Source organism: Paenibacillus piscarius (genome assembly GCF_022234545.1).
In the GTDB taxonomy this organism is placed as follows: Bacteria; Bacillota; Bacilli; order Paenibacillales; family Paenibacillaceae; genus Paenibacillus_AQ; species Paenibacillus_AQ piscarius.
Genome location: NZ_JAIEUI010000001.1, coordinates 440,494 through 454,308, shown reverse-complemented (window position 1 = coordinate 454,308; position 13,815 = coordinate 440,494). Strand labels below are relative to the sequence as shown.

Annotated in this window: 16 protein-coding genes; 4 read left to right on the top strand and 12 right to left on the bottom strand. The window is 53.7% G+C overall.

Going from position 1 to position 13,815, the window contains the following annotated elements; all coding sequences use genetic code 11:
• The first annotated feature begins 7 nt into the window (after positions 1-7).
• The 3 genes from K1558_RS01965 to K1558_RS01955 all read left to right on the top strand — a co-directional run bounded on the left by K1558_RS01965 (position 8) and on the right by K1558_RS01955 (position 1,940).
• Positions 8-589, top strand: a complete 582-nt coding sequence (locus K1558_RS01965) for a YitT family protein (RefSeq protein ID WP_238649687.1) — start codon at positions 8-10, stop codon at positions 587-589.
• Positions 590-700: 111 nt separating this feature from the next.
• Complete coding sequence (locus K1558_RS01960; RefSeq protein WP_238649686.1) at positions 701-1,474, top strand: threonine/serine exporter family protein; 774 nt, start codon at positions 701-703, stop codon at positions 1,472-1,474.
• A gap of 25 nt (positions 1,475-1,499) precedes the next feature.
• Positions 1,500-1,940 carry a threonine/serine exporter family protein gene (locus K1558_RS01955; protein ID WP_238649685.1) on the top strand — a complete coding sequence of 147 codons (441 nt, stop codon included), beginning with the start codon at positions 1,500-1,502 and terminating at the stop codon, positions 1,938-1,940.
• A gap of 118 nt (positions 1,941-2,058) precedes the next feature.
• On the opposite strand, the gene K1558_RS01950 is transcribed toward K1558_RS01955, so the two are convergent.
• The 11 genes from K1558_RS01950 to K1558_RS01900 all read right to left on the bottom strand — a co-directional run bounded on the left by K1558_RS01950 (position 2,059) and on the right by K1558_RS01900 (position 11,670).
• On the bottom strand, positions 2,059-4,092 hold the full coding sequence (locus K1558_RS01950; protein WP_238649684.1) for a Na+/H+ antiporter: 2,034 nt from the start codon (positions 4,090-4,092) through the stop codon (positions 2,059-2,061).
• Between the two features lie 160 nt (positions 4,093-4,252).
• Entirely contained in the window at positions 4,253-5,119 is an 867-nt protein-coding gene (locus tag K1558_RS01945) for a VOC family protein (protein ID WP_238649683.1), read from the bottom strand.
• 248 nt (positions 5,120-5,367) lie between these two features.
• Complete coding sequence (locus tag K1558_RS01940) at positions 5,368-6,036, bottom strand: DUF4085 family protein (RefSeq protein ID WP_238649682.1); 669 nt, start codon at positions 6,034-6,036, stop codon at positions 5,368-5,370.
• A 27-nt stretch (positions 6,037-6,063) separates the two neighbouring features.
• Entirely contained in the window at positions 6,064-6,453 is a 390-nt protein-coding gene (locus K1558_RS01935; RefSeq protein WP_238649681.1) for a hypothetical protein, read from the bottom strand.
• 31 nt (positions 6,454-6,484) lie between these two features.
• Positions 6,485-7,027 (bottom strand): GNAT family N-acetyltransferase, encoded by a 543-nt coding sequence (locus K1558_RS01930; RefSeq protein WP_238649680.1) that lies wholly within the window; start codon positions 7,025-7,027, stop codon positions 6,485-6,487.
• 417 nt (positions 7,028-7,444) lie between these two features.
• Positions 7,445-7,867 carry an Rrf2 family transcriptional regulator gene (locus tag K1558_RS01925; RefSeq protein ID WP_238649679.1) on the bottom strand — a complete coding sequence of 141 codons (423 nt, stop codon included), beginning with the start codon at positions 7,865-7,867 and terminating at the stop codon, positions 7,445-7,447.
• 114 nt (positions 7,868-7,981) lie between these two features.
• Positions 7,982-8,302 carry a carboxymuconolactone decarboxylase family protein gene (locus K1558_RS01920; protein WP_238649678.1) on the bottom strand — a complete coding sequence of 107 codons (321 nt, stop codon included), beginning with the start codon at positions 8,300-8,302 and terminating at the stop codon, positions 7,982-7,984.
• 132 nt (positions 8,303-8,434) lie between these two features.
• Positions 8,435-9,181 (bottom strand): type I methionyl aminopeptidase, encoded by a 747-nt coding sequence (gene map, locus K1558_RS01915; protein WP_238649677.1) that lies wholly within the window; start codon positions 9,179-9,181, stop codon positions 8,435-8,437.
• Between the two features lie 28 nt (positions 9,182-9,209).
• Entirely contained in the window at positions 9,210-9,839 is a 630-nt protein-coding gene (locus K1558_RS01910; protein WP_238649676.1) for an SGNH/GDSL hydrolase family protein, read from the bottom strand.
• 168 nt (positions 9,840-10,007) lie between these two features.
• Complete coding sequence (locus tag K1558_RS01905) at positions 10,008-11,186, bottom strand: NAD(P)/FAD-dependent oxidoreductase (RefSeq protein ID WP_238649675.1); 1,179 nt, start codon at positions 11,184-11,186, stop codon at positions 10,008-10,010.
• Between the two features lie 40 nt (positions 11,187-11,226).
• Complete coding sequence (locus K1558_RS01900) at positions 11,227-11,670, bottom strand: DUF1641 domain-containing protein (RefSeq protein ID WP_238649674.1); 444 nt, start codon at positions 11,668-11,670, stop codon at positions 11,227-11,229.
• Positions 11,671-12,043: 373 nt separating this feature from the next.
• On the opposite strand from K1558_RS01900, the gene K1558_RS01895 reads away from it, so the two are divergent.
• A complete protein-coding gene (locus K1558_RS01895) occupies positions 12,044-12,661 on the top strand; it encodes a nitroreductase family protein (RefSeq protein ID WP_238649673.1) in 618 nt (205 codons plus the stop codon).
• A gap of 121 nt (positions 12,662-12,782) precedes the next feature.
• Here the strand turns inward: K1558_RS01895 and K1558_RS01890 are convergent, their stop codons facing one another.
• A complete protein-coding gene (locus tag K1558_RS01890; RefSeq protein ID WP_238649672.1) occupies positions 12,783-13,406 on the bottom strand; it encodes a hypothetical protein in 624 nt (207 codons plus the stop codon).
• Between the last annotated feature and the right edge of the window lie 409 nt (positions 13,407-13,815).

Below are 13,815 nucleotides of genomic sequence, written 5' to 3'. Positions count from 1 at the left end.
GTTGATTATGCGATCCTATCCAAGCTATGTTATGATTCTGCTGGCCAGCCTGCTGATTGCCACCGGAACCAACTTCTTCTTAGTCCCCTACAAAATCCTCGACGGAGGAATTATCGGCATCGCCCTGATCATTAACTATCTCTCCGGCACGGCCATCGGCCTGTGCATTATGCTCTGTAGCCTGCCGATCTTCCTGCTGGCCTGGTTCCGGGAACGGGACATCTTCTATAGCAGCATTCTGGGCCTGCTGACTTCCTCCTTCCTGATTGAGCTGCTCTACCCGCTTCAGTATTACTTCCTCTACTATATTGAGCTTGGCTCCATCTCAAGCGCGATTCTCGGCGGCTTCCTGATGGGTACCGGGCTTGGGCTGATGCTGCGCTTCAAGGCGAGTACTGGCGGAACCGACCTGCTGGCCAAATATATCAGACGCTATGTTCCCCTGAATGTCGGTCTTATCATTTTCCTGACAGATTTCATGATTATCGGCGCCGGGGGGCTGCTGATCTCCAAGGAGACCTTTTTTTATTCCATTCTGACCATCCTCTCCGGCGGGGTGGCCACCGGGTTATGCACACTCGATGAGTAAGTATTCCTGCACTGATTCAGGCCTGGTCAGATTATTTGCAATAAAGGTTGTAATTTTCACACTTTCCGGCGACAATCGAATATATAACATTCCCGGGGAGGATCGACGAAGTTGGATAGCACAAGCAACAACAGCAATACGAATACTTCCACGCATGACATTATCGACCTATGCCTGCTGGCGGGCAAAATCATGCTGCAGAGCGGGGCCGAGACCTACCGTGTGGAGGACACCATGAGCCGGATGGCGGCAGCGCTCGGCTTCCCCGGTGCGCATAGCTACGTCACCCCGACGGTCATTATGTTCACCACCAGCCGGACCGAGCCGGCGAAGCTGTTCCGCATTGCCGAGCGGACCACCGATCTGCAGAAGGTGTCTGAGGTCAACGATATCTCCCGGCGGCTGAGCGAACGCCAGCTCACAGCCGCCGAAGCCCGTGAACGTCTGGGCGCAGTCGATGACGCAGCCCACGCTTACCCGGTATGGGTGCAGATTGCAGCGGCCGCCTTGACCGGAGCCTGCTTCACCGTTATGTTCAAGGGCAGCGTGCAGGACGCCCTGCCGTCGCTGCTGATCTCCGGCACTGGCTTCGCAGCGGCCACTTATCTTCACCGTCTGGTGCAGATCCGCTTCTTCGCGGAATTCATCGCCTCCTTCATCATCGGTCTGCTGGCTTTCTTTGCCGTCAGGCTGGGAGTCGGGCAGGAAATGGACAAGATTATTATCGGCTGCGTAATGCCGCTCGTGCCGGGGCTGCTGATCACCAACGCCGTCCGGGATTTGATGGCCGGACATCTGGTATCCGGCATTTCCAAAGGTGCCGATGCCTTTCTGACCGCGTTTGCCATCGGGACCGGCATCGGGCTGGTCCTGTCCATTTTTTAACATATGTGAAAGAGGTTGTCCGTCCATGATTTTGCAATTAATCACCAGCTTCATCGCTGCTTCCACCTTCTGCATTCTATTCAATGCACCTGTGCGCGCGCTGCTGCAATGCGGGTTCGCCGGAATGATCGGATGGATGCTGTATCTGCTGCTCGATTACAGCTCCGATACTGTCGTTGCTACATTCGGGGCAACTGTTGTAGTGGGGCTGATCAGCCAGTTTTTTGCGCGTTCCTTCAAGATGCCGGTCATCATCTTCAGTGTCGGCGGCATCATCCCGCTTGTGCCGGGCGGTCTTGCGTATGATGCCATGCGTAAGTTCGTGGAGAATGACAATAACCAAGGCATCCAGTTCGGGGTTCAGGCGCTGCTACTGTCCGGAGCCATTGCTGCCGGGCTGGTGCTGAGCGAGGTGCTGGGCCAGGTCTTCATGCGTCTCAGACATAAACCCAAAAAAGCCGCCTGATCTCCAGGCAGCACATAGAAGCCCGCTTGCAGCAAGGACCAGGGGTCCTCATGAGCAAGCGGGCTGTGTTCATATGATCAGCTTAAATGATGTTGCAGTATACGCTGGCTCCCCGGGTTCAATCCTCCCAGATCGAGGTCTCCAGCTGATCCACGAACCGCCGGAGCCTGCCGGCTACCTTGAGATTAATTGCCCCGTTCTGATACATCTCCTGCACGGTATTCCGCTGCTGCTGGATAGCCTGCAGCTTCAGCTCCAGCTTCCCGTCATCCACTACGCCGTCCTTAATCCAGCCATCCCCCTGAGCCAGCCGGGATTCCATCTGCTGATACTTGTTGATGATCTTCTGCGAAGCTGCCCGGTTCTCTTCGCTCATGTTATCACTCACGGCGGAGATTGCGGCTCTGCACATCGCCATCTTCGCCGTCCGGGCGCTCTCGGCATTCTGCACCGCGAGCCGTCCCTCCGCTCCCCCCAGCTTGCCGCTGAACAAGCCGGAGAACAACCGCTGGATTTCCGTTAGTGAGAAGCGGAGCTGCGTATTCAGCCGCTGGCACAGCAGGGATTCGGTATGATCCAGCAGCTCTTCCATCTTGACGGCGACAGGCTCTGAAATCGCCCCGTTCTCCGAAATCCGCCGCAGCTCTGTACGCTCCGCTTCCAGTGCATTCAGCCGGGCTTCCACGGCCTGACGGCGGAGTTCTTCGTCAGCAGGATCATGATCTTCCCTGGCCGCACAGATTCTGTCAATCTTATCCGTGAACTCCAGCAGGACAGGCTGCCGGAGGGGCTCAGGATTCTCAGCCACCAGGCTGCGCAGCATTGACATGCCGGCGTCAATCACAACATTTCTTGCCGCCAGCTCTGGATTCACGGAGCTGACTCCTTCGGCAGCCGGGACCTTAGCCTCTTTCTTATCGGCAAGCAGCGGCAGGAAGATGCTGGCGATGATCAGCGACATCAGAATAACGCCTGCGGCCAGTGCGATGATCAGATCACGTTCCGGAAAGGGGGTAACCCCATCCCCCAGCACCAGCGGAATGGAGAACGCACCGGCCAGGGTTACCGCTCCCCGTACTCCGGAGATCGATGTAATAACCTGTGAGCGGAGCGGTGCCTTCTCGCTCTTCTGCCGCTTGCTCTCCCACAAGGAATACCCGTAGACCCACAGGAACCGCACCACAATAAGCAGCGCGGTAATCGCCAGCACATACCCGGCAACCATGAAGTTGTTGAGCGTCGGGTCCATATAGATGACCTCAACCACATCAGGCACGGATACGCCCAGAATCAGGAAGACCAGACCATTCAGCACCATCAGCAGGACAGACCAGGTGCTTGCGGATACAAGCTGCAGCTTGTATTGCGGAGATACCGCCCGGTCCTTCTCAATGGCGAACATGATGCCGCCCGCCACCACCGCGAGAATGCCGGATATCCCCACCTCCTCACTGATCAGATAGATAATGAACGGAGTAAGGATCTGAAGCAGCACATGGATGGTCACATCCTCCATCCCGAACCTGCGGATGAACACACTCACCCGGATCAGCAGGAAGGACAGCACAGCACCCAGCAGCAGTCCTCCGGCGGCGATCAGCACGAAGCTGAGCGAGGCCTTGGGCAGAGAGAACACACCGGTGACCATGGCAGCAATCGCAAATTTGAACGCCACCAGACCGGAGGCATCGTTCATCAACGATTCCCCCTCCAGAATCCGGTGGATACTCTTCGGCAGATGCACTCTGCCTGCCAGCGCGCCCACCGCCACCGCATCGGTAGGCGACAGGATCGCCGCCAGCGCGAACGAAGCCGCCAGCGGAATGGACGGAATCATCCAGTTAATCGCATAGCCTGCGACAAATACGGTGACGAATACAAGCCCCAGCGCCAGCAGCAGAATCGGTGCCCGCAGATTCCACAGCTCACCGCGCGGTGTCCTCCGCCCGTCATTGAACAGGAGCGGAGCAATGAACAGCACGAAGAACAGCTCTGGCTCAAAATGCATATGTATTCCCGTCGGAATCAGTGCGGCAATAATGCCAAGTCCAATCTGAATCAGCGGAACCGGAACAAACGGAATGAACCGGTTCACGATATTCGATACTGCGATCAAGCCGAGCAGCAGCAGTACAGCAAGAAATGTCTCCAAGCCTATCATCTCCCGGTTCTCAAGTCTGAACATAATAATAACCCAAACATTAGGCCGCTGTATAGATAGCTTCCGGCCTTGCTGAACGCCAAGAAACGGAGGATACAGGCGGCATTAAATAACCTCCGCCTGTACCTCCGCTTACACTTCCAGTATCACATTAGTGTCTGGCGAGCAGCTTGATCCCGATGTTCCACGGGTCCTTCAATGTAACAATTCCATCCGTTTCCTCCACCGCGTACCCGGCCTGCTTCACGCGTTCCGCTACTTCCTGCACCGCCTGGCTGTCAGGCAGCAGCAGTGTGAAGTAGTCGATGCCGGCCGCATTGGCAGGAGCAGCGGGCGCGCCCTGGCCCGCCCAGATGTTCAGTCCCATATGATGGTGGTATCCGCCGGCGGAGATGAACATGGCGGCCGATCCATAATTGGCCATCACCTCGAATCCAAGCGCATCTACATAGAACCGCTTGGCCTCTGCCAGATCGCCGACGTGGAAGTGAACATGGCCGATTACGGTGCCGGCAGGCAATCCGGTCCAGCTCATTCCCTCCGATGCCGCCAGCAGGCCGTCTACATCGACCGGATCCGTGGTCATCACCACATGTCCGCCCGCTTCATATTTCCAGGTATCACGGGGCCGGTCGCGGTACAGCTCAATACCGTTGTTGTCCGGGTCCTCGATATACAGGGCTTCACTGACCAGATGATCTCCCTGTCCGACATGGATGCCCGAGGCGATCAGATTGCGGAGCACCAGTCCCAGACTCGGACGGTCCGGCAGCAGAATCGCAAAGTGGTACAAGCCCGCAGCCGAATTGCGCCGGAGAATCCGCGCCTCCTCAATCTCACGCAGCACAAGCAGCACCTGCTTGCCGTCCGCAGTCATCTCCGCCTCGCGTCCCTGCTGCCGCAGAATCTGCAAACCTACTACATTCTGATAAAAGGCAAGCGACCGTTCCAGATTGCTCACCCGGATCTGCACCAGTCCAATCTCCAATTCCTGGGGCAATACGGCTGTTGTTGTCATCTAAATCTCCTCCTGAATGAAATATGGTTGTTATCAGGCCTTCGCTTCATCTGTTTCATAGCTTCATTTAGTGTTAGCGTTTAATGATCGTGTCATTCAAGCCTGTTCAATCGCTGTAACTGTTTCCGTTACACATTAACTAACTTAAGTATAGTAGCACTCCATATGTTTGTCAATTACTTTTGGATAATCATAAAAGCCCTGCCAACCGGCAGGACCTCAGAACAAATACATATTATAAGAACGCTTCAAACAGGGGGTGAACCGAGCGGCTCAATAAAAACATCCTCCGCAGTAATGCTGAACTCACAGGGCGGAGAATCCATCAGTACCCCCAGCTCGAATCCCTGCTCCACTGCACAGATTTCATCGTACAGCCAATACTTCCCCTCGATTCGCTCCGGCACGCTAAGTCCACTCACCCCGGTGAACCTGAGCCGTACATCACACTGATAATGCATCGCTCCGCTGCAATCCAGTACCAATTCCGCCACCCCATCCGCAGGGACTGTACAGGAGATGACGCGGGCATCATGCAACGAACGTTCGGCTAACTGGACCGCTTGGGCCGGAAGCATACTTTTAGCAGCATTATAGCTCTGGCGGTATTCTGTGAACTTCGCCTGTATCCGTTCATCCGCCTCCCGGCACCACTGTTCCGCCCGTTCTCTGAACTCAGAAGCCGGGTAGGTTGATTTCAGGGTCCCATTAAGAACAGATGCATGGAAGTATTCAGGAAGATATTTCAGCAAGTCTGATTTGTAGTAGTCCAGCGCATCCTGCGCCCGCTGCTCATAGCTGATGCCCTCTGCGACATGCCAGGCGACATCCTCCAGCCAATCCTGCTCCTTCTCAGGAAACACCATGAACCCGCGCACCTGCATCTCTTCATACCATGGTATAGTGAAAAATCTCATGAAGTGCTCCTCCCGCCTAATCCGCCGTTATTTACTGATTAACTTCTCTCCCATGTATACCCTGTTCTCCTGCGAAGCCGCTTGAATCCAGAGCAGTACTTGCTGCTTGTTGAACAGGAACTCGTTATCCACCTTGAGATAAGGGAGCTTCGCACCCTCAAAGGGGCCATCATTGCGCAGTATCGCATTCTCTGCCTTCATTATATTCTTCACCTGGTCCTCACTCAGACGGAGGAACCGCGCGGTCTGTTCCAGGGTCATCAAAGAATGGTCCGTATCCTGCCTGTCCGTCTGGGGCTGCGTCTGCATGTTCAGCTCATGCCCGATAGCAAGCTCGTGACTGATTACGTAGCTGCCTCCAACCAGGCTAAGTCCCAGAATCAGTGCAGCTCCCAGGATAGTATATTGATTCTTCATGATTCACAGCTCCTTATGATTACGTGCATAGTTATGTAGGCTTATACGACAGGAGCCAGCAGTCTCTCCGTTCGCCTTCGTGCCATTCGTGCTTAGGCAAAAGCTTGCCGCGGACAAACCCGTTTTTCTCATATACTCTAAGTGCCCTATGGTTCCAGCATTGCGGGTCCATGACAATAAGTTCGGCCTGTTCCGCTTCGACCAGATGCTGGACCATTCCACCGACAAGCAACGAGCCAATGCCCTGGTTCCACAGCTGTACTTCGCCAATGAACTGATCCATGCCATAGATTCTGCCTGTAAAGTCTGCGTATCCATACTCAGCCCTTTCTTCGCTGCCAACAGGGTAGAACTGGATATAGCCTATATCCCGGCCTTTATACTGAACAATCCCGCGGTTAATCTCTTCTTCCCCATTATAAAAATCCGCCTGCACCCTCTCAACATCATGCGGACAGTCCCGGCCGCCGTAATACTCCAGCACTGCCGGGTCTGAGAGCCACCGGACCAGCAGCGGTGCATCTTCCCGTTCCAATCTGCGCACACTCAGTTCCCCGTTGGAAAATAGAACCATTATGAGATCACTCCCCTGGTTATTGACTTGACACCAACTATACACATACCGCTTCTTATCATGGTGCAACTACACATGTGTCAGTCTAAACGATCGGTAACCCTCTGTAAAGAACACAGCAGGAAATGCGCTGCTCCAAAAAAAAGGGACCCTGCCGGTATCCGGCAGGGCCAAAGTCTATTGTAAGGGGGTCATGTGATTAATATAACTGCCCAAGCTTAACGCCAGATGAAAAACACATAAAGGTTTGATGAAAAATATAAAGTTCCCCCTAAACATAGCGAAAGACCCCGCCGAGGCACGGCAGAGTCTGTCATCAATGGTTCCACTGGGGGGTGGAGATCTTAACTATACTCCCTGAACCTTAAAAGCATATAAAGCAAGGCTGAAGATTTGCTTAAAATTATTGCAGCCGTCTCAGCCGGCAGGAATCTGATGGACGATCTGATCCAGCGTAACCTTCTGCAGTTCATCCTCCATCGCCTTCTGCGCCTGCGAGAATACAGGCACGATCGCTCCGGCGATGTTCTTGCCTACCGGACACTCCGGATTCGGATGCTCATGCACCGCGAACAGCGAGTTCTCTTCCACGGCATTCACTGCCTTATAGATCTCCAGCAGGGTAATATCAGCGGCGCTGCGGGTAAGCTTCGCCCCGGCAACACCGGGACGGACCTCGACCAGTCCGGCCTTGCTCAGCATCCCTGTGAGGCGGCGGATGACCACAGGATTCGTATTCACACTGCCGGCAATCCACTCGGAGGTGCTTTTGCCGTCCTTATTGCTGTCGATTAAAGTCAGAATATGAATAGCCACCGCAAACCGGGTGCTTATGTTCATGACCATCTCTCCTTCCGCTAACCGGACTGCTTCCGGCTAGATGCAACTATAATAGTTACATTAGAGGCAATTGTCAATCCCGCAAGGATGTTCTGCGGCTAATGCCAAGGCGTTCTATTCGCTGTCATAAGCCATGAGCGCTGCCGGGAGTGCCTCAATAACCCCGTTACCGACCGCCGGAAGCGGCAGCAGCACCGCGCTGATAATCTCCTCCCGGGTAACGCCGAGCGCCTTGGCATGCTTGACATGGAAGGATAACCCGCTATCCAGTCTGGCTGCTGCCAGCACAGAGATATAAGCAATTTCTTCAGTCCTTGGGTCTAATGCGCTGGCTGCGTCCAGCTTCTGTACAGCTTCTCCCCACGCCTTCTGCTGGTCGGGCGCTTCCTTCATAAACGCCATGAATGATTGGCTGACTTGCGGTACACTGTCCATCTTCGTTGCCCTCCGGTTCCAGGTTCGAGGCCATCATAGTAGCTCTACTATAATTCCCCGCCGGTATCCAGTATAGGTATGAATTCTGTAAGCCATACGTACCGCCTGCTATATCCAGCCGATATCTCGCGATTAAGCACTGGTCAGAATGATGGGCTTCCCTTTGGTCACTACAATTGTATGTTCAAACTGGGCAACCCGGCTGTTATCCCTGACGCTGAGCGTCCATCCGTCAGACTGCTGCTCTACGAAGTCGGCACCGGTAGAGAGGAACGGCTCTATAGTAATGACCTGCCCTTCCTTCAGGACTGTGGTTGCGCGCGGATGATAGAAGGGAAGAATCTCGAAGGGCTTCTCATGCAGGGATCTGCCAATCCCGTGGCTGCACAGATTGCGTACCACCTTGTACCCGTGCTTGTGCGCTTCTGCCTCCATGACCCGGCCGATCTCGTTCACCCGCATGCCCGCTCTCAGATGCCCGATCACACTCATCATCGTGGCTTCCGTACTCTCACAGAGATGAACCAGCTTCTCATGGTAAGGCGGCAGTTGAAAAGATACCCCGGCATCGCTGTAATAACCGTTCAATTCGGCAGACACATCAATATTAATCAGATCCCCGGCCCGGATCACCCGTTGTCCGGGGATGCCGTGCGCCACCTCTTCATTAACGCTGATACAGGTCGTTCCGGGAAAATTATATGCGAGCATGGGTGCCGACTTTGCACCATAACGCTGCAGAATTTCAGCCCCCACTTCATCCAGCTCCGCAGTCGTCATCCCGGGAACCACTCTTTTCTTCATCTCGGCGATCGTATGGCCCACCACCTTACCGGCCGCTTTCAGCCCTTGCAGATCCTGGAGTGTCTCGCTCGTCATTCCTGTCACATTCCTCTCTATTTCGCTGTTAGCTTATGGCTCCCACAGCCTTCAGCCAGGCATCCGCGATCAGCGCATGTCCCGCAGGAGAAGGATGAACACCATCTGCGGCCCAGAAAGCCGGTTCGACCTTCACAGAAGCTGCAGCGAACAACCCGTCCAGCGGAACGAGAACCGCGCCATATTCTCGGGCCAGCTCACGCACCACATGGATTTTGGGATCGAGATCCTGACGCCAGTTCTTGCGGTCTTCCGGCACCGGCAGAACGAACGGCTCCACCAATACCAGCTTGGCTTCCAGATGCTGTCTGGTGCGTTCGATCAGGTCGCGGTAGGAGGCCTCGAATTCCGCCGCCGTTGTCTCCTGCCCGGAATCAAACCGCCGCCACGTATCATTAATTCCAATGTAGATCGATACCCATGTAGGCTTCAGTGCGAGACAATCTCTGTCCCAGCGCGCCTGCAGATCTACGGCCCGGTTGCCGCTAATCCCGCGGTTGAGCACGGTCAGGTTCTTCTCGGGGTACTGCATTCCGAGACGGGCACCTGCCATTAGCGCATACCCCACACCAAGCGATGAAGGCTCGGCGTAATTACGTCCGCAATCCGTGATGCTGTCCCCTTGGAACAGGATGATATCATTCTTTTGAAATGGCATGCCTGGAATCCTCCTATGTAAGCCTATAATATAGTATGAACATGATTATTATAACAAATAGCCTTCCTGCGAACACGTTTTCATTGCAATTCCTGCCTGAATCACAAAATCCCCTTCAACTGCTTCTATAGCAGCCAAAGGGGATCATTCTGTTGCGTTAAAAGTGAATTAATAGGCCAGACTGAACAGTCCGTGGATATGCGTCAGATAGCGGATATTGCTGGCTTCTTTCATCAGGGTAGCCGGCAGTCCCTTCAGCGGGGTGTTGTTCCCGCCGATAATGGCTACTCCATCCTTGCGGCCCAGGCTGGCCAGCGTACCGGAATTCACCGGGTTGAAGGAAGCCGGTGCTGACTTCGTGAGATAAGAGAACAGATTGTAGCCGATCAGCTCGCCCATCTGCCAGGCAATCTGTGCAGTCGGCGGATACGGACGGCCATCCGGTGCGAATACCACAGCGCTGTCCCCGGCTACAAATACATTCTCATGAGAGGTAGACTGCAGGAACTCATTAACGGTCGCCCGGCCGCGGTTCACTTCCAGCCCGGATTCACCCACCAGCGGATTTCCCTGCACGCCGCCGGTCCAGACGAAGGTATTGGCGACAATCTGCCGGCCATCCTTCAGATCAATCGTATTGCCGGCCACATTCGTAACCGGAAGACCGGTCAGGAACTGCACACCCCGCTTCTCCAGACTGGCTGTAGCGCGCTCAATCAGAGGGTCCGGCAGGACTGGAAGAATCTTCGGACCGGCTTCCACGAGCAGCAGCTGAATCTCTGCAGGATTCACGCCGTACTGCTTCGTCAGCTTAGGCAGAATGTCGGCAATCTCGCCGACCAGTTCTACCCCGGTCAGTCCGCCGCCGCCGATCAGAATCGTAGCATCCGCTGCATTGCCGGATTTGGAATACGCTCTAATCCGGTCCTCGATGTGTGCATGAATCTTAAGCGCATCTGCTGCGGACTTCAGCACCATGCTGTACTCTTCAAGCCCCGGAATGCCGAAATAGGCTGTGGTGCTGCCGAGCCCGACGACTAGAGCATCGTAAGTCAGCATAACACCATCGGAGAGAATCACCTGCTTGTTCTCCACCGAGAACGAATTGACCTTGGCAATCTTCAGGTCGATATCCTTACCTGCGAACAGCTTCGCCAGCGGCATCGCCACCGCCTGCTCGGATGCACTGCCTGCGGCCAGCCGGTGCAGCTCGGTAATGATCTGGTGGGTCGGATATTGATTGACCACAGTAACTCTGGCTTCAGCCTTACTCATGTATTTGCGCACGGTTAATGCACTCAGCAGACCGCCGTAACCTGCACCTAGAATAACAATATGTTTTGACATCTTATTTATCCTCCATCCCTGCAATTCAAAGTTAAGGTTCTTACTTTCCGGACTGGCGTTCGCCGCTGACCTGCAGATAAGCATTCATGAACCGCAGCGCCTTCTGCACCTGAGGGTCCTTGAGCATTCTCATCATGCCGAACAGGCTGATCGTCTCATTGCTTGCCGCTGCACGGTCCTTCGCCTCGACCGCTGTCGCAGCCAGATTCTTGACTGTGCCCACCACAGGGTCCGCGATCTCTTTAATTGCACCTACCGTGTCATTCTTCAATACTTCATCGGTGGCAACCGACTGCACGAAGTCCATCGTTTTGCCTATTGTACCTACCAGCTCAGTAATTTGGGGAAGCTGTTCGATCAGCAGCATCAGCGATTGCTGTACCTCCGGCTTCATCAGTTCATTCAGGACATCCCCTCCGGGATTGGATTGGGCTGCAGCCGGTACTTCTTGCTGCGACGGGGACTGAGTAACTGTTTCTGACATATCAACGTCTCCTTTGTAATGAGGTTTGCGCGGTTGCATAAATACTCACCTATCAAACTATGTGACTATTATAACACTCTATTTGTTAATAATGTCACAATCTTTTTGGTTTTGCACCCTAATTTTGTGATTATAATCACTTTTATTCTGAATTTTTTCGAAAATGACACTTTTCATTTCCAAAATTGTCCTCTCCCGCTTATCCTGTTAACGAAGACCGGAGTACATTTATATTGTAAAATGCGTTTTTCCTCATTGACTAATCAGTGTTGTCGTGATATCTTAAGCAAGTAACTAAATGTAAGTACATTTATTAATAACAGCAATTGATTTTTACTAACCAATTATACATATCCGATGGAGGTAATGATTGATGAGTACTTTTTCCGAGCTGGTTCAATCCCGCAGATCCGCTAACAATTTCGTAGAGGGCGTTAAGATTCCGCAAAACGAGCTGGAAGAGATGTTCTCGCTGGCCCGCCTCGCGCCTTCGGCCTTTAATCTGCAGCACGCCCACTACAAGGTCATCAGCAATGATACGGTGAAGGAACAGATCCGAAGCGCCGCTTACGGCCAATACAAGATTCACACCGCTTCCGCTGTTATTGTTGTTCTGGGTGACAAGAATGCCTATTTGCAGGCCCCTGAGATCTATAGCGGGCTGAAGCTGCTGGGAGCTATGAGCGAAGAAGCCTACGATCAGGTCATCCAATCCATCAATGACTCTTATACAGGGAACGATGCGTTCCAGCGGGATGAGGCGATCCGCAATGCTTCGCTGTCTGCCATGCAGTTCATGCTGATTGCCAAGGATAAGGGCTGGGATACCTGCCCGATGATCGGCTTCGATCCCGAAGAGGTGAAGAATGTCCTGGGTCTCAGTGACAATCTGGTTCCGGTGATGCTGATTACGATCGGCAAGGACAACCAGCACAAGATCAGACCGCGCGGCTACCGCAAGCCGGTGAATGAGTTCGTTGAATTCATCTAAAATAACTCTATAAAGTGGGGCTTTAGCGCAGGTGATGACTCAGGTACTTTGCGGGGATCCCAAAACATAAAAATTCTGGCTGTTAAAAAAGAGTCTTCCGGCTATTGAACCGGAAGACTCTTTATATTCCCTTGGCATATTGCAGTATGGCCACAGCTGCGCGCTCCTGCCGCTCGGCATCCCCGCTGTGCAAGGCCGCCTTCAGCACCGCCAGTGCCTCAGCAATAGTAGCCTCATCAACCAGAGAGGGTCCGGCTCCCTCTGCGCCATCCGCAGCGTCCTCCCCGAGCCACAGCTCGATCCGCGCTGCAGGCAGTACTCCCGGATACGCTGTAATCCTGCGGTTAGCGGTCAGCAATGCTTTTACAGAAGGTTTAACCGCAGCAAGGGGCAGACTCTTGAGCCAAGTCACTCCCCGCCGGTGAGCGGTCCCGTCCTCGATCCCGTCATGCCGGTCATCATAGAAGTAATCGCCCAGATCTCCGAGATAGCCCCACTCTTCATCTGCGATCAGCACATAATCCCCATCCTGCATGGCATTCACGAAGGTATCCAGACTGGCCCGGGCTTCTTCCAGCTCCCGCCCCTGGTAGCCCGCCGCCTGAAGCTTATCCCCGATCTCTACTCTGCCTGCCTTCTCCAGATCACCCAGGCCGGGATAACCCGCACATATATAATTATCCTCCAGGAACGACTTCAGCAGCCCGCTGCCCAGTTGCTCCAGATTCACTCCGTACAGTCTCATTTCTCTTCCCTTTCTCACCAGACCCGTGGCCTGCGTGTAAGCAGCATAGACACCATCCTTTTTATTATACAGCAAACGGGGCAGCAGATGAATTCGTCAAAATCTAAGCAAACCACAGATTAATAGCGCTTACATAACCATTTAGCATCTGTAGAGACCTTATTTAAAAATTTCGGCTTTTTACGATTCGCAGAAATGACGGTATACTTCAGGTACACTATATCTTTGATCCTGACATTCCCTCTTCAATTGATCCCTACACGAAACGGTATGAGCTTCCTAAAGCTCACAACTTCTACACCCCATCCTATCGTGGTGAGCGGATGAGTTAGAGCAGTTTGAATGTGCAGGATAGGCAAATATACTGCCGCCTCGGACCATTTCTACCCGGCTGAGTACAAGGATAGGA